This is a genomic window from Pseudomonas sp. P179, from assembly GCF_000478485.2.
GTDB lineage: Bacteria > Pseudomonadota > Gammaproteobacteria > Pseudomonadales > Pseudomonadaceae > Pseudomonas > Pseudomonas aeruginosa.
In genome coordinates, this window is the sequence record NZ_KI517354.1 from 2,165,138 (window position 1) to 2,189,240 (window position 24,103).

The window sequence follows — 24,103 nt, forward strand, 5'->3', positions numbered from 1 at the left end:
TGCGCGGTCCTTTTCGAACTGTCCGACGAAGCGCATGGCCAAGAAGCTTTTCATCGAAACCCACGGCTGCCAGATGAACGAGTACGACTCGTCGCGAATGGCGGACCTGCTCGGTGAACACCAAGCCCTCGAGGTGACCGAAAACGCCGCCGAGGCCGACGTCATCCTGCTCAATACCTGCTCGATCCGCGAGAAGGCCCAGGAAAAGGTGTTTTCCAAGCTCGGCATGTGGCGCGAGCTGAAGCAGCAGAATCCCGACCTGGTGATCGGCGTCGGCGGCTGCGTGGCCAGCCAGGAAGGCGCCGCGATCCGTGAGCGCGCGCCCTATGTCGACGTGGTCTTCGGCCCGCAGACCCTGCACCGCCTGCCGGAAATGATCGACGCCGCGCGCAGCACGCGCAAGCCGCAGGTCGACGTGTCCTTCCCGGAAATCGAGAAATTCGACCGCCTGCCGGAACCGCGGGTCGATGGCCCCACCGCCTTCGTCTCGGTGATGGAAGGCTGCAGCAAGTACTGCAGCTTCTGCGTGGTGCCCTACACCCGCGGCGAGGAAGTCAGCCGACCATTCGACGACGTGATCGCCGAAGTGATCCACCTGGCCGAGAACGGCGTCCGCGAAGTCACCCTGCTGGGACAGAACGTCAACGGCTTCCGCGGCCTGACCCACGATGGCCGCCTGGCCGACTTCGCCGAACTGCTGCGGGTGGTCGCCGCCGTCGACGGTATCGAGCGCATCCGCTATACCACCTCGCACCCGCTGGAATTCTCCGACGCGCTGATCCAGGCCCACGCCGAGGTGCCGGAGCTGGTGAAATTCATCCACCTGCCGGTGCAGTCGGGCTCCGACCGCGTGCTGGCGGCGATGAAGCGCAACCATACCGTGCTGGAATACAAGTCGCGTATCCGCAAGCTGAAGGCCGCGGTACCGGACATCTGCATCAGCTCCGACTTCATCGTCGGTTTCCCCGGCGAAACCGAGAAGGACTTCGAGCAGACCATGAAGCTGGTGGAGGACGTCGGCTTCGATTTCTCCTTCTCCTTCATCTACAGCGCGCGGCCCGGCACGCCCGCCGCCGACCTCGCCGACGACCTGCCGGAAGAAGTGAAGAAACAGCGCCTGCAGATCCTCCAGAGCCGCATCCACCAGCAAGGCTACGAGATCAGCCGGCGCATGGTCGGCAGCACCCAGCGGATCCTGGTCACCGACTTCTCGAAGAAGGACCCGGGCATGCTCCAGGGGCGCACCGAGAACAACCGGATCGTCAACTTCCGCTGCGACAATCCACGCCTGATCGGCCAGTTCGCCCAGGTGCACATCGACGACGCGCTGCCGCACTCGCTGCGCGGTACCCTGATCGACAGCACCCTGCATTGAGGCCGACGACCGTACGGCGGGCTCGCTGAACCTTCCCGCCGCCACGGTGCACCAACGTTTCAGCGGGAACCGGGAAAGCGCCGCCGCGATACGGCAACTTTGCGCGACGATATCCAGCGGTTATTCTCTTCCCTATCAATCAGCCACTGGCGAGTACGACAGAACACCTTGAACGCCCCCCAGGAACTTCATCGCTTTATCCTCGAGCCGTTCGACGCCCGCAGCTTCGCGACACTTTGCGGGCAGTTCGACGAGCATCTCCACCAGATCGAGAAACGCCTCGACATCGAGATCCGCAACCGCGGCAACCAGTTCGAACTGGCCGGCGAACCGCGCCGGACCAAGGTTGCCGAACGCCTGCTGCAGCGTCTCTACCGCGAGGCGCAGAACGGCACCGATCTCACTCCCGACACCGTGCACCTGTACCTGCAGGAGTCCGGCCTGGAAGACCTCGAGGAATTGCAGAGCGCGCCGCAGGTCACCCTGAAATCGCGCAAGGCGCACATCCGCCCGCGCGGCGCCAACCAGCAGCGCTACGTCAAGGCGATCCTCGACCACGACATCAACTTCGGCATCGGCCCGGCCGGCACCGGCAAGACCTATCTCGCCGTGGCCTGCGCCGTCGACGCCCTGGAGCGCGAGCAGATCCGCCGCATCCTGCTGGTGCGCCCGGCGGTCGAGGCCGGCGAGAAGCTCGGTTTCCTTCCCGGCGATCTGTCGCAGAAGATCGACCCCTACCTTCGCCCGCTCTACGACGCGCTCTACGAGATGCTCGGCTTCGAACACGTGGCCAAGCTGATCGAGCGCAACGTCATCGAGGTCGCGCCGCTGGCCTACATGCGCGGGCGCACGCTGAACAACAGCTTCATCATCCTCGACGAGAGCCAGAACACCACAGTCGAGCAGATGAAGATGTTCCTCACCCGGATCGGCTTCGGCTCCACCGCGGTGATCACCGGCGACGTCACCCAGGTCGACCTGCCCCGCGGCACCCGCTCCGGCCTCAAGCACGTGATCGAGGTCCTGCAGGACGTCCCCGGCATCAGCTTCACCCACTTCAAGCCCAAGGATGTGGTCCGCCACCCGCTGGTGCAGCGTATCGTCGAAGCCTACGAGCGTCACGAGAGCCGCCAGCAAGGCCAGGTGCGGCCGGTCGAGGGAACGGGCAAGGGCGGTCACGATGCCGCTTGAGCTCGACCTGCAGGTCGCCAGCGCCGCCCCGGACCTGCCCTCCGAAGCGCAGTTCCGCGCCTGGTGCGAACTGGCCCTGCGCCAGCGTCCGGAGTCGGAGCTGACCATCCGCCTGGTGGACGAGGCCGAAGGCCTGGAACTGAACAGCACCTACCGGCACAAGGACTACGCGACCAACGTGCTGTCCTTCCCCGCCGATGTCCCGGACGAGCTTCTCGATATCCCGCTGCTCGGCGACCTGGTGATCTGCGCCCCGGTGGTCGCCCGCGAAGCCCTGGAACAGCGCAAGCCGTTGCAGGCCCACTGGGCCCACCTGGTGATCCACGGCTGCCTGCACCTGCTCGGCTACGACCACATCGACGACGCCGAAGCGGAAGAAATGGAAACACTGGAACGTGAATTGCTGGCGGAACTGGGTCATCCCGATCCGTACGCCTGCGACGACGAAGAGCCACCGAGCAAGGAAAAATGAGCGAAGACCGATCGAGCAACGGGCACAAGTCCTGGCTGGACAAGATCACCCAGGCTTTTGCCCACGAGCCGAGAAACCGCCAGGAGCTCCTCGAGCTGCTGCGCGATGCCCACGACAACAAGCTGCTGGACAGCGAGGCGCTGTCCATCGTCGAGGGGGCGATCCAGGTCGCCGACCTGCAGGTGCGCGACATCATGGTGCCGCGCTCGCAGATGATGAGCATCCGCTCGACCCAGACGCCGAAGGAATTCCTTCCGGCCATCATCGAAGCCGCCCACTCGCGCTACCCGGTGGTCGGCGAAAGCCTCGACGACGTCATGGGCGTACTGCTGGCCAAGGACCTCCTGCCACTGATCCTGCACAACGACGAGCGTCCCTTCGACATCAAGGAACTGCTGCGTCCGGCTACCTTCGTCCCCGAATCCAAGCGCCTCAACGTGCTGCTCCGCGAATTCCGCGCCAACCGCAACCACATGGCCATCGTCATCGACGAATACGGCGGCGTGGCCGGCCTGGTGACCATCGAGGACGTGCTGGAACAGATCGTCGGTGATATCGAGGACGAGCACGACGTCGAGGAGGACAGCTACATCAAGCCGCTGCCCAGCGGCGATTTCATCGTCAAGGCGCTGACCCCCGTGGACGCCTTCAACGACTTCTTCGGCTCGGAATTCTCTGACGAGGAATTCGATACCGTGGGCGGCCTGGTGATGAGCGCCTTCGGCCACCTGCCCAAGCGCAACGAAGTGGTCGAGCTGGGCGAGTTCCGTTTCCGCGTACTCAACGCCGACAGCCGCCGCGTCCATCTGCTGCGCCTGTCTCCCCTGCAGAACTGAGCGCGCCCCCTCCGCCGCGGCGGAGGGGGCATCTTCCCGCGCCGTCCTTCTGGCGTCTCGCCAGCCCCTCCTTTACTCTTGCGCCTTGCGCCAGACTCCCCTGTCGCCGCGGACGTTGCCGTCCGGCAGCCGAAGGCGGCCCCGGTCTGCGCAGTCGGACATTGAACAGGCTCTAAGGACATTCGATGCGTTGGATTTCTCGTCCCGGCTGGCCCGGACACCTGCTGGCACTCGCCGCAGGCGCGCTCACACCCCTGGCCCTGGCGCCCTTCGACTACTGGCCGCTGGCGATCCTCTCGATCGCCCTGCTCTATCTCGGCTTGCGCGGCCTTCCCGGCAAGTCCGCCCTGTGGCGCGGCTGGTGGTACGGTTTCGGCGCGTTCGGCGCCGGCACCAGCTGGATCTACGTCAGTATCCATGACTACGGCGCCGCCTCGGTGCCGCTGGCAAGCCTCCTCATGCTCGGCTTCACCGCCGGCGTCGCCTTCTTCTTCGCCCTGCCGGCCTGGCTGTGGGCGCGCTGCCTGCGCCGCGACAACGCGCCGCTGGGCGACGCCCTGGCGTTCGCCGCCCTGTGGCTGGCACTGGAGCTGTTCCGCAGTTGGTTCCTTACCGGTTTCCCCTGGCTCTACGCCGGCTATAGCCAGTTGCAGGGACCGCTGGCCGGGCTGGTACCGGTGGGCGGCGTATGGCTGTCCTCCTTCGTCATCGCCCTCAGCGCGGCCCTGCTGGTGAACCTGCCGCGCCTCTTCCCGCACGGTGCCAGCCTGCTTCTGGGGCTGGTCCTGCTGCTCGGCCCGTGGGCGGCCGGCCTCTATCTCAAGGGCCACGCCTGGACCCATTCGGCCGGCGAACCGCTGAGGGTAGTGGCGATCCAGGGCAACATCGCCCAGGAGCTGAAATGGGACCCGAATCAGGTCCGCGCGCAACTCGACCTCTACCGCGACCTGAGCCTGCCGCAGCAGGACGTCGACCTGATCGTCTGGCCGGAAACCGCGGTGCCGATTCTCCAGGACATGGCCAGCGGCTACCTCGGCGCCATGGGCCAGGTCGCCGACGAGAAGAACGCCGCGCTGATCACCGGGGTCCCGGTGCGCGAACGTCTCGCCGACGGCAAGAGTCGCTACTTCAACGGCATCACCGTGGTCGGCGAAGGCGCGGGCACCTACCTCAAGCAGAAGCTGGTGCCGTTCGGCGAGTACGTGCCGCTGCAGGACCTGCTGCGCGGCCTGATCGCCTTCTTCGACCTGCCGATGTCCGACTTCGCTCGCGGTCCGGCCGACCAGCCGCTGCTCAAGGCCAAGGGCTACCAGATCGCCCCGTATATCTGCTACGAAGTGGTCTACCCGGAGTTCGCCGCCGCGCTCGCGGCGCAGAGCCAGGTGTTGCTGACAGTGAGCAACGACACCTGGTTCGGCACTTCCATAGGCCCTTTGCAGCACCTGCAGATGGCACAGATGCGCGCCCTGGAAAGCGGTCGCTGGATGATCCGCGCGACCAACAACGGCGTCACCGGCCTGATCGATCCCTATGGCCGGATCGTCCGGCAGATCCCGCAGTTCCAGCAGGGCATCCTGCGCGGCGAGGTGATTCCCATGCAGGGCCTGACGCCCTATCTGCAATACCGCGTCTGGCCGCTGGCCGGGTTGGCCGGCGTGCTGCTGCTATGGGCTCTGCTCGGCCGCCAGTTGCGTCCGCAGGAGCGACGCCTGTTCGGCTGAAACCAGCCCCTCCTGGAAAGACCGGCGCCCCTGCGGCGCCGGTTGCGTCTCAGCGGTAGAACAGGCGATAGCCGACCAGGCCGATCGCCTCGTTCAGCAGCATGCCGCTCTGCCAGAAGGCCTGCGCTTCCGGCAGCCAGCCGCCGAAGGGCCGCAGGTTGGCCCCGCCGAGGAAGCCGACCGGCGCCGGGATCACCTCGAACCCCTGGCGCTCGAAGCTCCAGCGTGCCCGCTGCATGTGCCAGGCCTGGGTCACCAGCACCACCCGGCGCACGCCGGCCTCGCGCAACTGCGGGGCGCTCAGGGTGGCGTTTTCCCAGGTGGTACGGCTGAGACCTTCCTGCCAGCGCGTCGGCACGCCGAAGTCCTGCAACAGGGCATTGGCCATCAGCGCCGCCTCGCTGGGCGGGCGTCCGTAATGCAACCCGCCGCTGATCAGTACCGGCAGCGCCGAGGTCTTGGCCAGCCGCGCGGCATAGCGCAGCCGCTCGGCCGCCAGCAGGCTCGGCGCATCGTCGCCCCAGGCCGGGTCGTTGGTCTGCCGGCCGGCACCGAGGATGACGATGGCGTCGGCGCGCTGCGCCAGGCCCGGCAGATCCTCCGCCAGCAGGGCCGGTTCGCTTTCGAGCCAGCGCGCCATCCACTCCACGCTGAGCGGCATGCTCATCAGCCACAGACCGAAGAACCCGCAGACACCGCACAGCCGCGCCAGCCTCGGTCGGCTGGTGCGCCACCAGAAAGCGAAAAACAGCAGCAGCAACAGGCCGCCCGGCGGCAGCAGAAGTTGCTTGAAGAAATAACGGATCGGCATCGCCCCCTCCCTGTCGGAAGAGGCAATCTAAAGGATTGCGCGACGCCTGGCGAAACTTCCCGGAAAGAGACCCTAGCGGCCGTTGCCCGAACGGAACAGTTGCGAGCCGCAATGGCCGCACGGCAACACGCCATGCCCCTTGCTCCACTGCACCGGCGCACCGCAGAGCGCACAGAGCAGTTGCCGCTGTTTCAACGAGACGTGGCGACGGGGCGCCGGCGGTTGCGGCCGGGGCGGCCGGGGTGTCCTGCCGGGCTGGCGCTCGAGCAGCGCCAGCTCCTCGGCGGCCGCATGCCAGCCGCGCAACCAGTGCAGGTCCTGGTCGAGATAGGCGCGTATCAGCCCCATCTCCGCTTCGCTCAAACCACGCAACTCAAGCTCCGTGGGATGCTCGTCACGCAGGCGCTCGGCCGTATCCGCTTCATCCAGAGCCAGGGCGAGACGCTGCAGCAGCCTCTCGTACAGCCCACCTCCCGTCACACTCGCGCGTTGCAGCTCAGCCATCGAACACCTCTGAAGGTACCACTGGGCAGCCAGCCATCGACGGCCCATAGGGCAAGCTTAGCGTTCCCGTTCGGCTGAACCGCCCCCGGCGACAAACGGCGCGGGCTATCGACAGGAGTGGGGGTCATGTATGCTACGAGGCTTTCGAACAGTCACGTCTAAGTAGCGCCATGCACGAGCAATATCAGCCACTCGAGATCGAAACCCAGGCCCAGAACTACTGGAAAGAACACCAGTCCTTCCTCGTCAGGGAGCTACCCGACAAGGAGAAGTTCTACTGCCTGTCGATGTTCCCGTATCCGAGCGGCAAGCTGCACATGGGCCACGTGCGCAACTACACCATCGGCGACGTGATCAGCCGCTACCACCGCATGCAGGGCCGCAACGTGCTGCAGCCGATGGGCTGGGACGCGTTCGGCATGCCGGCGGAAAACGCCGCGATGAAGAACAACGTCGCCCCGGCGGCCTGGACCTACGACAACATCGCCTACATGAAGTCGCAGCTGGACAGCCTCGGCCTGGCGATCGACTGGAGCCGCGAGGTCACCACCTGCAAGCCGGACTACTACCGCTGGGAGCAGTGGCTGTTCACCCGCCTGTTCGAAAAAGGGGTGATCTACCGCAAGAACGGCACGGTCAACTGGGATCCGGTCGACCAGACCGTACTCGCCAACGAGCAGGTGATCGACGGGCGCGGCTGGCGCTCCGGCGCGCTGATCGAGAAGCGCGAGATCCCGATGTACTACTTCAAGATCACCGCCTACGCCGAGGAACTGCTGGAGAGCCTCGACAACCTGCCCGGCTGGCCGGAGCAGGTGAAGACCATGCAGCGCAACTGGATCGGCAAGTCGCGCGGGATGGAGATCGGCTTCCCCTACGACCAGGCCTCCATCGGCCACGCCGGCCAACTGAAGGTGTTCACCACCCGTCCGGACACCCTGATGGGCGCCACCTACGTCGCCGTCGCCGCCGAACACCCGCTGGCCACCCAGGCAGCGCAGAACGACCCGCAGTTGCAGGCGTTCATCGACGAATGCAAGCGCGGCGGCGTCGCCGAGGCCGACATCGCCACCCAGGAGAAGAAAGGCATGGCCACTTCCCTGTTCGTCGAACACCCGCTGACCGGCGACAAGCTGCCGGTATGGGTCGCCAACTACGTGCTGATGAACTACGGCGAAGGCGCGGTGATGGCGGTGCCCGGCCATGACGAGCGCGACTTCGAGTTCGCCAACAAGTACGGCCTGCCGATCCGCCAGGTGATCGCCAAGGTCGAGGGCGACAACGACTTCGAGTCCAGCGTCTGGAAGGAGTGGTACGGCGCCAAGGACGAGTCCGTGCTCACCGTCAACTCCGGCAAGTACGACAACCTCGGCTACCAGGCCGCCTTCGACGCCATCGGCGCCGACCTCGAGGCCAAGGGCCTGGGCCAGGCGCGCACCCAGTTCCGCCTGCGCGACTGGGGCATCAGCCGCCAGCGCTACTGGGGCTGCCCGATCCCGATCATCCACTGCGAGGCTTGCGGCGACGTCCCGGTGCCGGCCGACCAGTTGCCGGTGGTGCTGCCGGAAGACGTGGTACCGGACGGCTCCGGTTCGCCGCTGGCGAAGATGCCGGAATTCTACGAATGCAACTGCCCGAAATGCGGCCAGCCGGCCAAGCGCGAAACCGACACCATGGACACCTTCGTCGAGTCGTCCTGGTATTTCGCCCGCTACGCCTGCCCGCAGTTCGAAGGCGGCATGCTGGACAGGAAGGCGGCCGACTACTGGCTGCCGGTCGACCAGTACATCGGCGGCATCGAGCACGCCATCCTGCACCTGCTCTATGCGCGCTTCTTCCACAAGCTGATGCGCGACGAAGGCCTGGTCGGCAGCGACGAACCGTTCAAGAACCTGCTGACCCAGGGCATGGTGGTCGCCGATACCTACTACCGGACCACCGCCAACGGCGGCAAGGACTGGTTCAACCCGGCCGACGTCGAGGTCGAGCGTGACGCCAAGGCCAAGGTCGTCGGCGCGCGCCTGAAGAGCGACGGCCAGCCGGTCGAGATCGGCGGCACCGAGAAGATGTCGAAGTCGAAGAACAACGGCGTCGACCCGCAATCGATGATCGACCAGTACGGTGCCGATACCTGCCGCCTGTTCATGATGTTCGCCTCGCCGCCGGACATGAGCCTGGAGTGGTCGGACGCCGGCGTCGAGGGCGCCAACCGCTTCCTCCGCCGCGTCTGGCGCCTGGCTCACGCCCACGTCAGCGCCGGCCTCCCCGGCGCGCTGGACGTCGCCGCCCTGAGCGACGCGCAGAAGCAGGTCCGCCGCGCCATCCACCTGGCGATCAGGCAGGCCAGCCAGGATGTCGGCCAGCACCACAAGTTCAACACCGCCATCGCCGCGGTGATGACCCTGATGAACGTGCTGGAGAAGGCGCCTAACCAGGACGCCCAGGACCGCGCCCTGATCCAGGAAGGCCTGGAAACCGTGGTCCTGCTGCTGGCGCCCATCACTCCGCACATCTGCCACGTGCTCTGGGGCCAGCTCGGCCATGCCGAAGCGGTGATCGATGCGCGCTGGCCGAGCGTCGACGAGAGCGCACTGGTGCAGGACACCCTGCAACTGGTGGTGCAGGTCAACGGCAAGCTGCGCGGACACATCGACGTGGCCGCCAGCGCCAGCCGCGAGGATGTCGAGGCCGCCGCGCGCGCCAACGAGAACGTGCTGCGTTTCACCGAAGGCCTGAGCATCCGCAAGGTCATCGTGGTACCGGGCAAACTGGTCAACATCGTCGCCAACTGATACGCGATTCCATTGGACGCCCCCGGCCATCCGGGGGCGCTGATCAACAGGAGTGAGGGAAGCTTGATGAAACGTATCCTGACCAGCGCCGCGCTGATCGGTATGACCACCCTGCTGGCCGCCTGCGGCTTCCAACTGCGCGGCCTGGGCGATGCGCAATTCGCGCTCAAGGAAATCGACGTGTCCGCGCGCAACGCCTACGGCCCGACCGTGCGCGAACTGAAGGAAACCCTGGAAAACAGCGGCGTGAAGGTCACCAGCAACGCGCCCTACCACCTGGTGCTGGTCCGCGAGGACAACCAGCAGCGCACCGTCAGCTACACCGGTTCCGCGCGCGGCGCGGAGTTCGAGCTGACCAACACGATCAACTACGAGATCGTCGGCGCCAACGACCTGGTCCTGATGAGCAACCAGGTACAGGTGCAGAAGGTCTACGTGCACGACGAAAACAACCTGATCGGTTCCGACCAGGAAGCCGCGCAGCTGCGCAGCGAGATGCGGCGCGACCTGATCCAGCAGTTGTCCATGCGCCTCCAGGCGCTGACCCCGGCGCAACTCGACGAAGCCCAGCGCCAGGCAGAAGCCAAGGCCAAGGCGGAAGCCGAAGCCCTGCGCGCCGCCGACGAGGCGGAGCGCCAGCGCCGCGCCGCCGAGCCGCAGCAGTCGCCGATCGAGTTCCCCAACCCGTGATGCCCCGGGGCCGGTTTCGCCGGCCCCGTCTTCTCCTATGAAGCTGACTCCCGCGCAACTCGCCAAGCACCTCCAGGGCCCCCTGGCGCCCGTCTATGTCGTCAGCGGCGATGAACCGCTGCTCTGCCAGGAAGCCTGCGATGCCATTCGCCAGGCCTGCCGCGAGCGCGACTTCGGCGAGCGCCAGGTATTCAATGCCGAAGCCAACTTCGATTGGGGCTTGCTGCTGGAGGCCGGCGCCAGCCTGTCGCTGTTCGCCGAGAAGCGCCTGATCGAACTGCGCCTGCCCTCCGGCAAGCCCGGCGACAAAGGCGCGGCGATTCTCCAGGAATACCTGCAACGGCCGCCGGAAGACACCGTGCTCCTGCTCAGTCTGCCCAAGCTCGATGGCAGCACGCAGAAGACCAAGTGGGCCAAGGCCCTGATCGATGGCAACGCCGCGCAGTTCATCCAGGTCTGGCCGGTCGACGTCCACCAGTTGCCGCAGTGGATTCGCCAGCGCCTGTCCCAGGCCGGCCTGTCCGCCAGCCCCGAAGCCCTGGAGCTGATCGCCGCGCGCGTGGAAGGCAACCTGCTCGCCGCCGCCCAGGAAATCGAAAAGCTCAAGCTGCTCGCCGAGGGCAACCAGATCGACGCCGCCACCGTACAGGCCGCGGTCGCCGACAGCGCACGCTTCGATGTCTTCGGCCTGATCGACGCTGCCCTTGGCGGTGAAGCGGCCCACGCCCTGCGCATCCTGGAAGGACTGCGCGGCGAAGGCATCGAGCCGCCGGTGATCCTCTGGGGCCTGGCCCGCGAGATCCGCCTGCTGGCTGGTCTGTCCCAGCAATACGGCCAGGGCATCCCGCTGGAGAAAGCCTTCGCCCAGGCGCGTCCGCCGGTCTGGGACAAGCGCCGTCCGCTGCTGACCCGTGCCCTGCAACGCCACTCCAGCAGCCGCTGGAACCAGATGCTGCGGGATGCCCAGTTGATCGACGCGCAGATCAAGGGACAGGCACCCGGCAGCCCCTGGAGCGGTCTCTCGCTTCTCGCCCTGAGCCTCGCCGGCCAGCGTCTCGGCCTGCCGGCAGCCTGAAGGCGCAACCGGCACTGGACAATCCGCGGCGACAGGCAGATGATGCGCGCGCTGGCGAGCGCCAGCCCGATCACCTTCGAGGACCTATGCCATGGCAAAGAAAAGCAAGCGGCCGAACAAGGCCAAATCCCTGGTCGCCCAGCCACTGTTCCGCAGCCGCCAGGAACAGGCGAAGAAAGGCAAAGGCAGCTACCGCCGCGAAGCCTCCCGTAACTGGGAGGCTTCTTTCGTTATGGCGGCCTGAAACAGCCGCTGGTCCATCCTCCCGCAACGCCCTCCTCACCCACGCGCCCCGCCTACCCCGCCCGAAGCCCGTCGACAAGACCAACCCCACCGCCAGCCTGCCGCCCATGGGCACACTATCGTCGGCGCGCAAGCCCTGGCCCCATCGGGTTGGGCGAAAAGCCAATGGTTCCTCCATCATGATCCGCGGCCTCGACATCCCGCGCGGCCGACTGGCAACCCTCTGGCCATTGCAGCGCACCAACCAGGCTCGGGCGTTCGATGCCGACGCCGAAGCGGGTAGCCATGTCGCGCAGAACGAAGGCCAGGAAGAAGAAGTCGAAGGCCTCGAGCATGCCGCGCGGCCCGTCGCCGATCCCGACTCGGGTGCGCCGCGAGGCTTCGACAGGCGGCGGAGCGGTACGGACGAAACCATTGGCCGCCCGACAGTGACCGAACCTATGTCGAAGCCGATGGAACCGTATTGGCGAACCCGGGGCCCTGCCGGCGCGTCCAACGACGGCAGACGCGTCCTGGCCGGCGTGCTAAGGTGGCCCGTCCCGAGGACCCTGCTGAGGAGAGCAATGCGTAACCCCGAACGATCCGCCCTGCTGAAGGTGAGCGGGCTGCTGGGCAGCACCGTCGTCGCCATGGGGCTTGGCCTCTCCAGCGCCTGCGCGCAGAAGAATCCGACAGTCGAATACAACCAGCCTGCCGCTCCCCTGCAGACCAAGGCGCCCTTCTCCGGCGCCGGCCCGGCCGCCTCGGTGCCCGCTGGCGCGCCGAACGAGGCCCAGCCTGGGCAAAGCTTCGAACAGTGGCGTGACGCCTTCCGTCAACAGGCGCTGGCCGGTGGAATCGATGCGCAGACCTTCGATCGCGCCTTCGCCGGCGTCCAGCCCGATCCCGCCGTGGTCGAAGCCGACCGCAGCCAGCCGGAATTCACCCGACCGGTATGGAAGTACCTGGAAGGCGCCCTCGATCCGCTGCGCGTTCGCCAGGGCCAGGCGCGCCTGGCGCAGCATGCGCGCATCCTCGGCGAAGTCGACGCGCGCTATGCGGTGGATGCGGATGCGGTGGTGGCGATCTGGGGCATGGAGAGCAACTACGGTTCGCACATGGGCAACAAGAACGTGATCCGCTCCCTGGCGACCCTCGCCTATGAAGGACGCCGCCCGGAATTCGCCCACGCCCAGTTGCTCGCCGCCCTGAAGATTCTCCAGCACGGCGACGTTCCGGCCTCCTTCATGATCGGCTCCTGGGCCGGCGCCATGGGCCAGACCCAGTTCATCCCGACCACCTACAACCAGTATGCCGTGGACTTCGACGGCGACGGCAAGCGTGACATCTGGGGCTCGCCCGGCGACGCCCTGGCCTCCACCGCCAACTACCTGAAAGCCTCCGGCTGGATCGCCGGACAACCCTGGGGTTTCGAAGTCCGCCTGCCGGCAGGCTTCGACTATTCCCTGGCGGAACTCACCATCCGCAAGCCCCTGGGCGAATGGCAAGGGATGGGCGTACAAGGCGTCAACGGCGGCCCCCTGCCCTCCGGACTCTCCGGCGAACAGGCCTCGCTGCTGCTGCCGGCCGGGCACCGCGGCCCGGCCTTCCTGGTGCTGCACAACTTCCGCGCCATCCTCAAGTACAACAACTCCAGCGCCTACGCCCTGGCCGTCGGCCTGCTCGCCGACAGCTTCAAGGGCGGCGGCCGGATAGTCGGCGCCTGGCCGCTGGAGGATGTTCCGCTGAGCCGCTCGCAGCGCATCGAGCTGCAACGGCAACTGGCCGCCCGCGGACACGATCCGGGCGCGGTGGATGGCATCATCGGCGCCAATACGCGCAAGGCGATCCGCGCCTGCCAGCAGGAGTTCGGCTGGCCGGCGGACGGCTATCCGACCCCGGCGCTGCTCGACCGCCTGCGGACGCCATAGGGCCACCGGCGGAGCTTACGACCCCACGTCCGCCGCGACCGCTCGCGGCACACCGGTTCGTAGGGCGGATAACGCCATGGGCGTTATCCGCCGCTGCGGTGTCCAGGACCTAGTCATCCGCGCAGAACCGCAGGATAGCGTCCGCCACCTGGGCGGCCGCCTCGCGCTGCGGAAAATGGCCGACGCTCTCCAGCACCAGCCGCTGGTAGCGCCCGCTGAAGTAGTGCTCGCGTCCGCGAGAGCCGTCGGGGTGGGTGCAGGCATCCGCGCCGCCGTGCAGCACCAGGGTCGGCAGCGCCAGGCGCGGTGCCGGGAGCAAGCGCTGTTCCGCCGCCCCGTAGCGCGGCTCCCCCGCGACGAAGCCCCAGCGATGCCGGTAATAGTGCAGCACCACGGCGACCCAGTCCGGCCCGGAGAAGGCCTGGGCGGCCTCCTGGAAATCGCGCTCGGCATACCATCCCGGCGGCGACCAGGTGTCCCACATCTGCCGGGCGAATGCCTCGCCCTCCTCGCGCAGCGCGCGCTCTCCGCGTGGCGTAGCCATGAACCACTGGTACCAGAAGCTACGGGCCTGCGGCAGGGAAAGAACTTGCTGCGGATCGTTGCTGGCGTACCCCACCGAGAGCATCACCAGGTGCGAGGCTACGCCCTCGCGCAGTCCGCAGGCACTAGCCACCGCGCGAGCCCCCCAGTCATGGCCGACCAGCAGGGGACGTTGCAATGCCAGGCTGTCGACGAATGCCAGCAGATCGCAAGCCAGAGCCGCCAGTTGCCCGCTGCGCGGAGTAGACGCATCGCGGAAGCGGGTCGGGGCGAATCCCCGGAGGGCTGGTGCCAGCACCCGATAGCCGGCGTCCGCCAGGGACTCCGCCAGGTCTTTCCAGGCATGCGGGCTGTCCGGCCAACCGTGCAACAAGACGGCGCTGCGCGCCCCCTGCGGATTCCACTCCAGGTAGGCGATATCCAGGACATCGGCGGAAACGAAGGCATAGCGGCTCATCGGACCTCTCCAAGAGAAAGAAGGGACATCCTAGGACGCTTGCCAAGGGTGATTCATGAATAGTTAGCGTCTACTATTCATGAAACGAGATGAATGGAAGACCTCATGGAGCTTGCCGTCCCCACCTCCCAATCCCTGGATATCGTGTTGTTGCGTACCTTTCTCGAAGTGGTCGACAGCGGCGGTTTCGCCCTCGCCGCGGACAATCTCGCGCTCACCCCCTCCGCAGTCAGCGGGCATATCAAGCGCCTGGAACAGACAGCCGGCGTCAGCCTGCTCAGCCGCACCACTCGCCGCCTGGAGCTGACCCAGGCGGGCGAGACGCTCTACGCCTATGCCCGCAACATCGTCGAGCTGGAGCGCGAGGCCCGCGCCAGGCTGCACGGCACGCCGATCCGCGACCGCCTGCGCATCGGCGCTTCGGAGGACTTCGCCAGCGCCTGGCTGCCACGCGTCCTGCAACGCTTTCGCCGCTGGCACCCCGAAGCATCCATCGAACTCAAGGTCGGTATCACCACCGACCTGCTCCGCCAGCAGGCCCAGGGGCGCACCGACGTGGTGTTCGGCAAGCAGTGCCGGCGGGTAGGAGACGACGGCGAACTGCTCTGGGAGGAACCGCTGGTCTGGGCCGCGGCGACCGCGATCGAGCTGCCCGCGGGCGAACCGCTGCCGCTGGCGCTGTTCCCCGAACCCTGCGTCTACCGCGAAGCGGCGATTACAGCCCTCGGCGCCGCTGCGCGTCCCTGGCGCCTGGTGTTCGAGAGCGCCAGCATGGCCGGCTGCCTGTCCGCCGCGCTGGCCGGTTTCGCCGTGACGGTGGTGGCGCGCAGCCAGATGCGCGAGGGGCTGCGCGAACTGGGCCCGGAACAGGGTTTTCCGACGCTGCCGGAGGCGCGTTTCTACGCCTTCTCGCGCCAACCCAGCCTGGCGGCCGATGCACTGATCGAGGCGGTGCGGCAGCTCGGCCAGCGCAGTCGCTTCGTTACCGCACAGGGATGAGAGCAAACGGTACTCACCTACGCGCCGGCGGATAACCGCAAGCGGTTGTTCGTCCTACGTCCGAAGAGGCTTCGTGGCTGCCCAATGAAAAACGCCGCGTCCCTGTGCAGGGACGCGGCGTCGGAAGGCATTGGCGCGGCGTCGATCAGCCGATCTTGTTGCCGTGCGCCTGCTGGTCGGCATGGTAGGACGAACGCACCAGCGGGCCGGACGCGACGTTCTTGAAGCCCATCTTCTCGCCTTCCTCGGCGAACCAGGCGAAGGTGTCCGGATGCACGAAGCGCTGCACCGGCAGGTGGTTGCGCGACGGCTGCAGGTACTGGCCGAGGGTCAGCATGTCGATGTCGTGCTCGCGCATCCGCTGCATGACCTCGATGACCTCGTCGTCGGTCTCGCCCAGGCCGAGCATCAGACCGGACTTGGTCGGTACGTGCGGAACCATCTGCTTGAACTTCTGCAGCAGGTCCAGCGACCACTCGAAGTCCGAGCCCGGCCGCGAGGAGCGGTACAGGCGCGGCACCGTCTCCAGGTTGTGGTTGAACACGTCCGGCGGCTCGTTGGCGGTGATCTCCAGGGCGATGTCCATGCGACCGCGATAGTCGGGCACCAGGGTTTCCAGCTGGATCCCCGGCGACAGCTTGCGGATCTCGCGCAGGCAGTCGGCGAAGTGCTGGGCACCGCCGTCGCGCAGGTCGTCGCGGTCCACCGAGGTGATCACCACGTACTTCAGCCGCAGGTCGGCGATGGCGATGGCCAGGTTGGTCGGCTCGTCGACGTCCAGCGGCTTCGGCCGGCCATGGCCGACGTCGCAGAACGGGCAGCGTCGGGTGCAGATATCGCCCATGATCATGAAGGTCGCGGTGCCGCCGGAGAAGCACTCGCCCAGGTTCGGGCAGGACGCCTCTTCGCAGACGCTGTGCAGCTTGTGCTTGCGCAGCAGTTGCTTGATGCGGTCGACCTCGGGGGAAACCGGGATGCGCACGCGGATCCAGTCGGGTTTCTTCGGCAGTTCCTCGGTGGGAATGATCTTCACCGGAATCCGCGCGACCTTTTCCGCGCCGCGCAGCTTCACGCCGACTTCCACCTTGCCCGGCTTGGCTTCTCCGGACTTCTCCACAACAGTGCTCATGTCAGTTCGATCCCGCCCGTAAGGGTCTTCTGTTCAGCGTAGCCAAGGCGTGAGACGAGCTCAGCGCGCAATCGGGTACACACCTCGGCAAAATCCACCGGCCCAACCAGGTCGCGCAGTTGGGTCATGGGCATCCCGGCGTAGCCGCAGGGATTGATTCGTTGGAACGGTCGCAGGTCCATGTCCAGGTTCAGCGCCAGGCCATGGAAGGAACAGCCGTTGCGGATGCGCAGGCCGAGGGAGGCGATCTTCGCCCCGTCGACGTAGACACCCGGCGCGTCCGGCTTGGCCACGGCCTGCACGTCATAGGACGCCAGCAGGCCGATCAGGCTCTGCTCGATCCGGCTGACCAGCTCGCGCACGCCCAGTCCCAGGCGGCGGACATCGAGCAGCAGGTAGGTGACCAACTGGCCGGGGCCGTGGTAGGTCACCTGGCCGCCGCGATCTACCTGGATCACCGGGATGTCGCCGGGGAACAGCACATGCTCCGCCTTGCCGGCCTGCCCCTGGGTGAAGACCGCAGGGTGCTGCAACAGCCAGGCTTCGTCCATTACCGATTTGTCGCGTTCGGCAACGAAGCGCTGCATGGCATGCCAGGTCGGTTCGTAGGGAACCTCGCCGAGCTCACGGAAGCCCAGCTCGAGTCCCATCAGAGCACCATGTGCACGCGTCCGGTCGCGCGCAGGTCGTTATGGATGGCTTGCAGTTGGTCGACATCGGTGGCGGTGATCAGCACCTGCACCGAGAGGAATCGCCCCTTGCTGCTGTCACGGACCACCAGGGTCTCGACGTCGAGATCCGGCGCGTGGCGCTGGATGATTTCCACGACCAGGTCGGAGAAACCTTCGCCGGCGTCGCCGATCACCTTGATCGGATAACGCTCGCAGGGGAATTCGATTTTCGGGGGTTGAACGTCAGGGGTATCGGTCATGGCGGCGGCGGACCCGTGGTCCGCGGGGACGGGCGCCCGCTGGCCTCGTGAGCGGGCGGGCGCCGGTCGGTCAGTTGAACAAACCGTAGAAGAACAGGCGGATGCTATCCCACAGGCGGCGGAAGAAACCACCCTCCTCGACGGCGTTGAGGGCGACCAGGTCGGCGCTGCGGATGACCTTGTCGTCCAGCTTCACTTCCACCTTGCCGATCACCTGGCCCTGCTGGATCGGCGCCATCAGTTGCGGCTCCAGGACCATGCTGGCCTGCAGCTTCTGCATCTGGCCGCGCGGCAGGGTCATGGTCAGGTCTTCGGCGAGGCCGGCTTTCACTTCATGCTCGGAACCCTTCCAGACCAGGCCCTTGGTCAGCTCGGTGCCCTTCTTGTAGAAGTTGCGGCTTTCGAAGAAGCGGAAGCCATAGGTCAGCAGCTTCTGGGTCTCGGCGGCGCGGGCCTGCTCGCTGTTGGTGCCGAACACCACGGCGATCATGCGCTGGCCGTCGCGTACCGCGGAAGCCACCAGGCAGTAGCCGGCTTCGTCGGTGTGGCCGGTCTTCAGGCCGTCGACGGTCTTGTCGCGCCACAGCAGCAGGTTGCGGTTCGGCTGCTTGATGTTGTTCCAGAGGAATTCCTTCTGCGCGTAGATCGCGTAGTGGCTCGGCTCGCCGTAGATGATCGCGCGGGCCAGCACCGCCATGTCGCGGGCGGAGGAATAGTGGTCCGGGTTGGGCAGGCCGGTGGCGTCCATGAAGTGGGAGTTGGTCAGGCCCAGCTTCTGCGCGGTGGTGTTCATCATGTCGGCGAAGGCGTCTTCGCTGCCGGCGATATGCTCGGCCAGGGCGACGCTGGCGTCGTTGCCGGACTGGATGATGATGCCATGCAGCAGGTCGCTCACCGAGACCTGGCTGCCGACCTTGATGAACATCCGCGAACCGCCGGTGCGCCAGGCATGTTCGCTGACGGTGACCAGGTCGTTCTCGCCGATGCGGCCGGCCTCGATCTCCTTGGTGGCGATGTAGGCGGTCATCAGTTTGGTCAGGCTGGCCGGCGGCAGGCGCTGGTCGCCGTTGTTCTCGACCAGAACCTGGCCGCTCTCGCCGTCCATCAGGACGTACGACTTGGCGGCCAGTTGCGGCGGCGCCGGAACCATGGATTCAGCAGCCCAGCCAGCCGTAGGGGCGATGAACAGGACAAGCAGTGACAAGCGTTTCGCGATAGTGGTGATGTTCATCCGTCTCTCTGGTTCTACCAATGGTCAAACAATCCCTTGCGGGAATTCCCTGCGTGAGTAGGCGCTCAGTCGGGGCGTACCAGCGTCGGCTGGCCAAGGTTGGCCACGCGGATGCTGTCCTGGGTGCGGCTAACCTCGTCCGCCGAACCGATCGGTCCCAGCCGCACCCGGTGCAGAATCTGCTGGTTGCGTACGACCGAGCTGATAAACACCGGCGCAGCCGTCACGCCGCTCAGCTTGGCCTTCAGCAGCTCCGCCGCATCCGGGTTGGCGAAGGCGCCCACCTGGAGATACAGGCCATCGGCTGGTAATGAAGCGTTTTTTTTTGAGTCGATCTGCACCGGCAGCACGGCGGCCGCGTGCTGCGCCGGCGGCGGAGTGTAGGTCTCGATCGGCTGGGCCATCGCCACCGCCTGCGCCGCGGCGGGAGCGGCCTGGGCCACCGCCTGCTTGGGCTGCGCCAGGACCATCGGTGCCGGCCGGCCGCGCTGGGCCCACCACTGCACCGGGTCGATGCCTTCGACCTTGACCCGCGCGGTGCCGGTCTCGGCATAGCCGAGCTTCTTCGCCGCGGCGAAGGACAGGTCGATGACCCGGTCGGAATAGAACGGGCCGCGGTCGTTGACGCGGACGATCACGCTCTTGCCGTTGTCCAGGTTGGTCACCCGCACATAGCTCGGCAACGGCAGGGTCTTGTGCGCGGCGGTCATGCCGTAGAGGTCGTAGGTCTCGCCGTTGGCGGTGGCCTGGCCGTGGAACTTGGTGCCGTACCAGGACGCGGTGCCGACCATCCGGTAGGCCCGCGCATCGTTCATCGGGTAGTAGGTCTTGCCCAGCACGGTGTAGGGGTTGGCCTTCACCGAACCGTTGTGCGGCATCGGTACCGCATCGGGGATCCGCGACACGTCGACGTCCCACCAGGGGGCGCCGTCGCGATGCGGACGGGAATAGTCGCCCGGCCCGGAAATGCCCGCCTGCCTGGCCGGCTGCTGGGGCGCCTTGCTGGAGCAACTGCTCAACAGCACGGCCGCCAGCCCGAGGCCGCAGACGGCGGGCAGGATCAGGGAGGAGCGGACACGCTTGCTCAATGGGCACCTCGCGCGCGGGCAATCTCGCCCGCCAGCTGATAAACCGCCATGGCATACATGGCGCTGCGATTATAGCGGGTGATCACGTAGAAGTTCGGCAAACCGACCCAATACTCGATGCCCTTGTCGCCGACGAAACGCATCGCCGTGACCTTCTGGTCGTCGCGCAGCGCATCGTGGGTGCGCCAGCCGCGGGCACGCAGCTCACCCAGGCTCATGGTCGGGTCGACGCCCCTGGTCACCGCGCTCTCGGCGCTCTCGTCGTTGATCTCGGCCACCGAGACCACCGGCTCGCCGGTGACCCAGCCGTGCTGCTTGAAGTAGCTGGCGACGCTACCGATGGCGTCGGTCGGGTCGCTCCAGATATTGATGTGGCCATCGCCGTCGAAGTCCACCGCGTAGGCGCGGAAGCTGCTCGGCATGAATTGCGGCAGGCCCATGGCGCCGGCGTAGGAGCCGGTCAGGCTGAGCGGGTCGACCTGCTGTTCGCGGGCGAGCAGGAGGAACTCGCGCAACTCCTTGCGGAAGAAGTCGGCTCGCGGCGGGTAGTCGAAGCCGAGGGTGGACAGCGCGTCCATCACCCGGTAGCTGCCGGTGTTGCGGCCGAAGAAGGTTTCCACGCCGATGATCGAGACGATGATCTCGGCCGGCACGCCGTATTCCTTCTCCGCCCGCGCCAGGTCTTCGGCATGCTTGTTCCAGAAGTCGACGCCACGACTGATGCGCGCGTCGCTGATGAAGATCGGCCGGTATTCCTTCCACTGCTTGACCCGCTCGGCCGGGCGCGAGATCGCATCGAGGATCGACTGCTTGCGGTTCACGTCGCGGAACAGCCCCATCAGCTGCTCTCCGGCGAAGCCGTAGTCGCGGGTCATTTCGCTGACGAACTCGGCCACTTGCGGCGAGCCGTCGTAGTCCCCCGCCTGGGCCGCCCCGGACAGGCCAATGACGCCGGCTACGCCGACCCATTGGACGCCCCTGGCCGCCCATGTACGCAGTACTTGCATTGCGTTCTTCACTCTTGGTCTCAAACCTGGGCGATCCACTTCCGATGGGTATGGATCGACATCAGAACCCCGAACCCTGACAACAGGGTAACCAGCGAAGTTCCGCCATAACTAATGAAAGGCAGCGGTACCCCCACCACCGGCAACAACCCGCTCACCATACCGATATTCACGAAGACATAAACGAAAAACGTCATGGTGATGCCACCGGCCAGCAGTTTGCCGTAGAGCGTCTGCGCCTGGGCGGTGATCACCAGGCCACGACTGATCAGCAGCAGGTAGAGCACCAGCAGCAGGCAGACGCCGACCAGGCCGAACTCCTCGCCGAGGACCGCAATGATAAAGTCGGTGTGGCTTTCCGGCAAAAAATCCAGGTGCGACTGGGTGCCCAGCAGCCAGCCCTTGCCGAATACCCCGCCGGAACCGATGGCCGCCTTAGACTGGATGATGTTCCAGCCGGTGCCCAGCGGGTCGCTTTCCGGGTCGAGGAAGGTCAGCACCCGCTGTTTCTGGTAGTCGTGCATGATGAAGAACCACATCGCCACTGCGATCGGCACCGCCGCCGACACCGCGCCGACGATCCAGCGCCAGCGCAGGCCGCCGACGAACAGCACGAAGCCGCCGGAAGCGAGGATCAGCATGGCGGTGCCGAGGTCGGGCTGTTTCAGGATCAGCACGAACGGGGTGATGATGATCGCCAGGCTGATCACCATGTGCTTGAGCCCCGGCGGCAGGTTGCGCTTGGACAGGTACCAGGCCACCGTCATCGGCATCAGCAGCTTCATGAACTCCGAGGGCTGGAAGCGGATCACCCCGGGGATGTTGATCCAGCGCGTCGCCCCCTTGGCGTCGTGGCCGATCACGTCGACCACCACCAGCAGCGCGACCCCCACCAGGTAGCCCAGCGGCACCCAGCGGGCCATGAAGCGCGGCTCGATCTGGGCGATGACCACCATCATGCCCAGTCCCAGGCCGAACGAGGTGGCCTGCTTCATCAGCATGTCCCAGCTCTTGCCGCTCGCCGAATAGAGGACGAACAGGCCGGTGGCGCCGAGGATCAGCAACAGCAGCAGGAGAATCCCGTCGATGTGCAGGCGCTGCAGCAGGCTGGCGCGCCGGCGCATCACGTCTTCGTTGGACAGGGTGCGGTCGAAGTTACTGTTCAAGGGCGGGCGCCTCCGGCTCGGCTGCCGTGGGTTCGGGCTTGGCCACCGCCGCCGCGAGCGGCGCGACGGGTTCCGCGTATTCGGCCTTGAGCTTGCCGTGCTCGTCGAGCAGCCAGGCGTCCATCACCTGCTTGACCACCGGGGCGGCGACGCCGGAGCCGGACTCGCCGTTCTCCACCATCACCGCCACCGCGATCTGCGGGTTGTTGGCCGGCGCGAAGCCGACGAACAGGGCGTGGTCGCGGTGCCGCTCGAGCAGCTTGGAGCGGTCGTAGCGCTCGTTCTGCTTGATCGCCACCACCTGGGCGGTACCGCTCTTGCCGGCGATCAGGTAGGCCGAGGTGGCGCCGACCTTGCGCGCCGTGCCGCGGGCGCCATGCACCACCTGCTGCATGCCGTAGTCGACGCGGTCCCAGTTGGCCGGGTCGCGCAGCACGATGTCGGGCATCGGGTCGGGGTCGACCGGCGGCTGGCCGTCGATGGTCTTGGCCAGGTGCGGGCGGATCCAGTGGCCCTTGTTGGCCAGCAGCGCGGTCATCTGCGCCAACTGGATCGGCGTCGCCTGCATGTAGCCCTGGCCGATGCCGAGGATCAGGGTCTCCCCCGGGTACCAGACCTGGCGGCGGGTCTTGCGCTTCCATTCGCGCGAGGGCATCAGCCCGTCGGCTTCGCCGAACATGTCCAGGGCGACTTTCTGGCCGAAACCGAAGCGACTCATGAAGGCGTGCAGGCGGTCGATCCCCAGCTTGTGCGCGAGGTCGTAGAAATAGGTGTCGTTGGACCGGTAGATCGCCGACTCCAGGCTCACCCAGCCATCGCCGTAGCGGTTCCAGTTACGGTACTTGTGGTCGTAGTTGGGCAACTGGTAGTAGCCGGGGTCGAAGACCCGCGAGGTCGGCGTGACCACCCCGGCGTCGAGGCCGGCCAGCGCCACCGCCGGCTTCACCGTCGAGCCCGGCGGATAGAGCCCGCGCAGGACGCGGTTGTACAGCGGCCGGTCGATGGAGTCACGCAGCTCGGCATAGGCCTTGAAGCTGATGCCGGTGACGAACAGGTTAGGGTCGTAGCTCGGCTGGCTGACCATCGCCAGCACGTCGCCGGTGGACGGCTGGATCGCCACGATGGCGCCCCGCCGCCCGGCCAGGGCGTTCTCGGCGGCCTCCTGCAGGCGGCTGTCGATGCTCAGGACGATGTCCTTGCCGGGAATCGGGTCGGTGCGCTTGAGCACCCGCAGCACCCGCCCGCGGGCGTTGGTCTCGACTTCCTCGTAGCCAACCGTGCCGTGCAACTCGCTCTCGTAGAAGCGCTCGATGCCGGTCTTGCCGATATGGTGGGTGCCGCTGTAGTTGATCGGGTCGAGGTTCTTCAGTTCCTGCTCGTTGATCCGCCCGACGTACCCGACCGAATGGGCAAAGTGCTCCTTCAGCGGGTAGTGGCGGACGAACTGGGTCGCCACGTCGACGCCCGGCAAGCGGAACTGGTTCACCGCGATGCGGGCGATCTGTTCCTCGTTGAGTTCGAACATGATGGGAACCGGCTCGAACGGACGCCGCCCCTGCTTCATGCGCTTCTCGAAGATGGCCCGGTCGTCCTCGGTCAGGCCGAGGATCTCCACCAGCGTGTCGAGGGTCTTCTGCAGGTCCTCGGTGCGTTCGCGGGTGATGGTCAGGCTGAAGCTCGGCCGGTTGTCGGCGATGATCACGCCGTTGCGGTCGAAGATGATCCCGCGGGTCGGCGGGATCGGCTGCACATGGACCCGGTTGTTCTCCGACAGCGTCGAATGGTACTCGTACTGGGTCACCTGCAGGTGGTACATGCGCGCCACCAGCACCAGGGTCAGCAAGACCACCGCCACCGCCCCGACGATGACGCGCCGACGCACCAGGCGGGCGTCTTTCTCGTGGTCTTTCAGGTGGATCGGCTGCGGCATCG

At 66.5% G+C, this 24,103-nt stretch carries 23 protein-coding genes; 11 read left to right on the forward strand and 12 right to left on the reverse strand.

Features of this window, described 5'->3' with window-relative positions; all coding sequences use genetic code 11:
• The first annotated feature begins 34 nt into the window (after positions 1-34).
• The 5 genes from miaB to lnt all read left to right on the forward strand — a co-directional run bounded on the left by miaB (position 35) and on the right by lnt (position 5,595).
• On the forward strand, positions 35-1,375 hold the full coding sequence (miaB, locus tag HMPREF1224_RS22565) for a tRNA (N6-isopentenyl adenosine(37)-C2)-methylthiotransferase MiaB (protein WP_003093158.1): 1,341 nt from the start codon (positions 35-37) through the stop codon (positions 1,373-1,375).
• A gap of 168 nt (positions 1,376-1,543) precedes the next feature.
• Entirely contained in the window at positions 1,544-2,566 is a 1,023-nt protein-coding gene (locus HMPREF1224_RS22570; protein WP_003093159.1) for a PhoH family protein, read from the forward strand.
• Positions 2,556-3,038, forward strand: a complete 483-nt coding sequence (gene ybeY / locus HMPREF1224_RS22575; RefSeq protein WP_003093160.1) for an rRNA maturation RNase YbeY — start codon at positions 2,556-2,558, stop codon at positions 3,036-3,038. Before HMPREF1224_RS22570 ends, ybeY begins: the two co-directional genes overlap by 11 nt.
• Positions 3,035-3,874, forward strand: coding sequence for an HlyC/CorC family transporter (locus HMPREF1224_RS22580; protein ID WP_003093161.1), 840 nt, complete (start codon positions 3,035-3,037; stop codon positions 3,872-3,874). The genes ybeY and HMPREF1224_RS22580 overlap by 4 nt, the downstream gene beginning before the upstream one ends.
• 185 nt (positions 3,875-4,059) lie before the next feature.
• On the forward strand, positions 4,060-5,595 hold the full coding sequence (lnt, locus tag HMPREF1224_RS22585; protein WP_003118259.1) for an apolipoprotein N-acyltransferase: 1,536 nt from the start codon (positions 4,060-4,062) through the stop codon (positions 5,593-5,595).
• Positions 5,596-5,644: 49 nt separating this feature from the next.
• On the opposite strand, the gene HMPREF1224_RS22590 is transcribed toward lnt, so the two are convergent.
• Both HMPREF1224_RS22590 and HMPREF1224_RS22595 read right to left on the reverse strand, forming a co-directional pair.
• Positions 5,645-6,406 (reverse strand): YdcF family protein, encoded by a 762-nt coding sequence (locus tag HMPREF1224_RS22590; RefSeq protein ID WP_003100328.1) that lies wholly within the window; start codon positions 6,404-6,406, stop codon positions 5,645-5,647.
• 72 nt (positions 6,407-6,478) lie between these two features.
• Entirely contained in the window at positions 6,479-6,910 is a 432-nt protein-coding gene (locus HMPREF1224_RS22595; protein ID WP_003114329.1) for a hypothetical protein, read from the reverse strand.
• Between the two features lie 170 nt (positions 6,911-7,080).
• On the opposite strand from HMPREF1224_RS22595, the gene leuS reads away from it, so the two are divergent.
• From leuS to arfA, 4 genes are all read left to right on the forward strand, one after another.
• Positions 7,081-9,702, forward strand: coding sequence for a leucine--tRNA ligase (leuS, locus tag HMPREF1224_RS22600; protein WP_003100324.1), 2,622 nt, complete (start codon positions 7,081-7,083; stop codon positions 9,700-9,702).
• Positions 9,703-9,768: 66 nt separating this feature from the next.
• Positions 9,769-10,392 (forward strand): LPS-assembly lipoprotein LptE, encoded by a 624-nt coding sequence (lptE, locus tag HMPREF1224_RS22605; RefSeq protein ID WP_010793414.1) that lies wholly within the window; start codon positions 9,769-9,771, stop codon positions 10,390-10,392.
• Positions 10,393-10,429: 37 nt separating this feature from the next.
• A complete protein-coding gene (gene holA, locus HMPREF1224_RS22610; RefSeq protein WP_003093168.1) occupies positions 10,430-11,467 on the forward strand; it encodes a DNA polymerase III subunit delta in 1,038 nt (345 codons plus the stop codon).
• A 91-nt stretch (positions 11,468-11,558) separates the two neighbouring features.
• Positions 11,559-11,711: an alternative ribosome-rescue factor A gene (arfA, locus tag HMPREF1224_RS22615; RefSeq protein WP_003093169.1), complete on the forward strand. Its 153-nt coding sequence runs from the start codon at positions 11,559-11,561 to the stop codon at positions 11,709-11,711.
• 115 nt (positions 11,712-11,826) lie between these two features.
• Here arfA and HMPREF1224_RS45635 read toward each other — a convergent pair whose 3' ends face one another.
• Positions 11,827-12,045 carry a hypothetical protein gene (locus tag HMPREF1224_RS45635; protein ID WP_025271290.1) on the reverse strand — a complete coding sequence of 73 codons (219 nt, stop codon included), beginning with the start codon at positions 12,043-12,045 and terminating at the stop codon, positions 11,827-11,829.
• A 228-nt stretch (positions 12,046-12,273) separates the two neighbouring features.
• Between HMPREF1224_RS45635 and HMPREF1224_RS22625 the strand changes: the two genes are divergently transcribed.
• The gene (locus HMPREF1224_RS22625) at positions 12,274-13,620 is read left to right on the forward strand and encodes a lytic murein transglycosylase (RefSeq protein ID WP_003118255.1); all 1,347 of its coding nucleotides are present in this window, start codon (positions 12,274-12,276) and stop codon (positions 13,618-13,620) included.
• A 109-nt stretch (positions 13,621-13,729) separates the two neighbouring features.
• Here the strand turns inward: HMPREF1224_RS22625 and HMPREF1224_RS22630 are convergent, their stop codons facing one another.
• Entirely contained in the window at positions 13,730-14,620 is an 891-nt protein-coding gene (locus tag HMPREF1224_RS22630; RefSeq protein ID WP_010793415.1) for an alpha/beta fold hydrolase, read from the reverse strand.
• Positions 14,621-14,725: 105 nt separating this feature from the next.
• On the opposite strand from HMPREF1224_RS22630, the gene HMPREF1224_RS22635 reads away from it, so the two are divergent.
• Positions 14,726-15,619, forward strand: coding sequence for a LysR family transcriptional regulator (locus HMPREF1224_RS22635; protein ID WP_003119197.1), 894 nt, complete (start codon positions 14,726-14,728; stop codon positions 15,617-15,619).
• Positions 15,620-15,764: 145 nt separating this feature from the next.
• Here HMPREF1224_RS22635 and lipA read toward each other — a convergent pair whose 3' ends face one another.
• From lipA to mrdA, 8 genes are all read right to left on the reverse strand, one after another.
• A complete protein-coding gene (lipA, locus tag HMPREF1224_RS22640) occupies positions 15,765-16,748 on the reverse strand; it encodes a lipoyl synthase (RefSeq protein ID WP_003119196.1) in 984 nt (327 codons plus the stop codon).
• Complete coding sequence (lipB, locus tag HMPREF1224_RS22645; RefSeq protein ID WP_003093177.1) at positions 16,745-17,398, reverse strand: lipoyl(octanoyl) transferase LipB; 654 nt, start codon at positions 17,396-17,398, stop codon at positions 16,745-16,747. Before lipB ends, lipA begins: the two co-directional genes overlap by 4 nt.
• Positions 17,398-17,679 carry a DUF493 domain-containing protein gene (locus HMPREF1224_RS22650; protein WP_003100311.1) on the reverse strand — a complete coding sequence of 94 codons (282 nt, stop codon included), beginning with the start codon at positions 17,677-17,679 and terminating at the stop codon, positions 17,398-17,400. The genes lipB and HMPREF1224_RS22650 overlap by 1 nt, the downstream gene beginning before the upstream one ends.
• 70 nt (positions 17,680-17,749) lie before the next feature.
• A complete protein-coding gene (locus tag HMPREF1224_RS22655; protein ID WP_003093182.1) occupies positions 17,750-18,910 on the reverse strand; it encodes a D-alanyl-D-alanine carboxypeptidase family protein in 1,161 nt (386 codons plus the stop codon).
• Between the two features lie 65 nt (positions 18,911-18,975).
• On the reverse strand, positions 18,976-19,998 hold the full coding sequence (rlpA, locus tag HMPREF1224_RS22660; protein WP_010793416.1) for a septal ring lytic transglycosylase RlpA: 1,023 nt from the start codon (positions 19,996-19,998) through the stop codon (positions 18,976-18,978).
• The gene (gene mltB, locus HMPREF1224_RS22665; protein WP_003132500.1) at positions 19,995-21,017 is read right to left on the reverse strand and encodes a lytic murein transglycosylase B; all 1,023 of its coding nucleotides are present in this window, start codon (positions 21,015-21,017) and stop codon (positions 19,995-19,997) included. The genes rlpA and mltB overlap by 4 nt, the downstream gene beginning before the upstream one ends.
• An 8-nt stretch (positions 21,018-21,025) precedes the next feature.
• Entirely contained in the window at positions 21,026-22,129 is a 1,104-nt protein-coding gene (rodA, locus tag HMPREF1224_RS22670; protein WP_003114090.1) for a rod shape-determining protein RodA, read from the reverse strand.
• Positions 22,130-22,160: 31 nt separating this feature from the next.
• The gene (gene mrdA, locus HMPREF1224_RS22675) at positions 22,161-24,101 is read right to left on the reverse strand and encodes a penicillin-binding protein 2 (protein ID WP_003093191.1); all 1,941 of its coding nucleotides are present in this window, start codon (positions 24,099-24,101) and stop codon (positions 22,161-22,163) included.
• Positions 24,102-24,103 lie beyond the last annotated feature (2 nt).

Excerpts from the sequence above, each read along its gene's own strand:
- miaB (WP_003093158.1), top strand. The coding sequence starts at position 35 with ATGGCCAAGAAGCTTTTCATCGAAACCCACGGCTGCCAGATGAACGAG.
- ybeY (WP_003093160.1), top strand. The coding sequence starts at position 2,556 with ATGCCGCTTGAGCTCGACCTGCAGGTCGCCAGCGCCGCCCCGGACCTG.
- HMPREF1224_RS22580 (WP_003093161.1), top strand. The coding sequence starts at position 3,035 with ATGAGCGAAGACCGATCGAGCAACGGGCACAAGTCCTGGCTGGACAAG.
- lnt (WP_003118259.1), top strand. The coding sequence starts at position 4,060 with ATGCGTTGGATTTCTCGTCCCGGCTGGCCCGGACACCTGCTGGCACTC.
- HMPREF1224_RS22590 (WP_003100328.1), bottom strand. The coding sequence starts at position 6,406 with ATGCCGATCCGTTATTTCTTCAAGCAACTTCTGCTGCCGCCGGGCGGC.
- HMPREF1224_RS22595 (WP_003114329.1), bottom strand. The coding sequence starts at position 6,910 with ATGGCTGAGCTGCAACGCGCGAGTGTGACGGGAGGTGGGCTGTACGAG.
- leuS (WP_003100324.1), top strand. The coding sequence starts at position 7,081 with ATGCACGAGCAATATCAGCCACTCGAGATCGAAACCCAGGCCCAGAAC.
- lptE (WP_010793414.1), top strand. The coding sequence starts at position 9,769 with ATGAAACGTATCCTGACCAGCGCCGCGCTGATCGGTATGACCACCCTG.
- holA (WP_003093168.1), top strand. The coding sequence starts at position 10,430 with ATGAAGCTGACTCCCGCGCAACTCGCCAAGCACCTCCAGGGCCCCCTG.
- arfA (WP_003093169.1), top strand. The coding sequence starts at position 11,559 with ATGGCAAAGAAAAGCAAGCGGCCGAACAAGGCCAAATCCCTGGTCGCC.
- HMPREF1224_RS45635 (WP_025271290.1), bottom strand. The coding sequence starts at position 12,045 with ATGCTCGAGGCCTTCGACTTCTTCTTCCTGGCCTTCGTTCTGCGCGAC.
- HMPREF1224_RS22625 (WP_003118255.1), top strand. The coding sequence starts at position 12,274 with ATGCGTAACCCCGAACGATCCGCCCTGCTGAAGGTGAGCGGGCTGCTG.
- HMPREF1224_RS22630 (WP_010793415.1), bottom strand. The coding sequence starts at position 14,620 with ATGAGCCGCTATGCCTTCGTTTCCGCCGATGTCCTGGATATCGCCTAC.
- HMPREF1224_RS22635 (WP_003119197.1), top strand. The coding sequence starts at position 14,726 with ATGGAGCTTGCCGTCCCCACCTCCCAATCCCTGGATATCGTGTTGTTG.
- lipA (WP_003119196.1), bottom strand. The coding sequence starts at position 16,748 with ATGAGCACTGTTGTGGAGAAGTCCGGAGAAGCCAAGCCGGGCAAGGTG.
- lipB (WP_003093177.1), bottom strand. The coding sequence starts at position 17,398 with ATGGGACTCGAGCTGGGCTTCCGTGAGCTCGGCGAGGTTCCCTACGAA.
- HMPREF1224_RS22650 (WP_003100311.1), bottom strand. The coding sequence starts at position 17,679 with ATGACCGATACCCCTGACGTTCAACCCCCGAAAATCGAATTCCCCTGC.
- HMPREF1224_RS22655 (WP_003093182.1), bottom strand. The coding sequence starts at position 18,910 with ATGAACATCACCACTATCGCGAAACGCTTGTCACTGCTTGTCCTGTTC.
- rodA (WP_003114090.1), bottom strand. The coding sequence starts at position 22,129 with ATGCGCCGGCGCGCCAGCCTGCTGCAGCGCCTGCACATCGACGGGATT.
- mrdA (WP_003093191.1), bottom strand. The coding sequence starts at position 24,101 with ATGCCGCAGCCGATCCACCTGAAAGACCACGAGAAAGACGCCCGCCTG.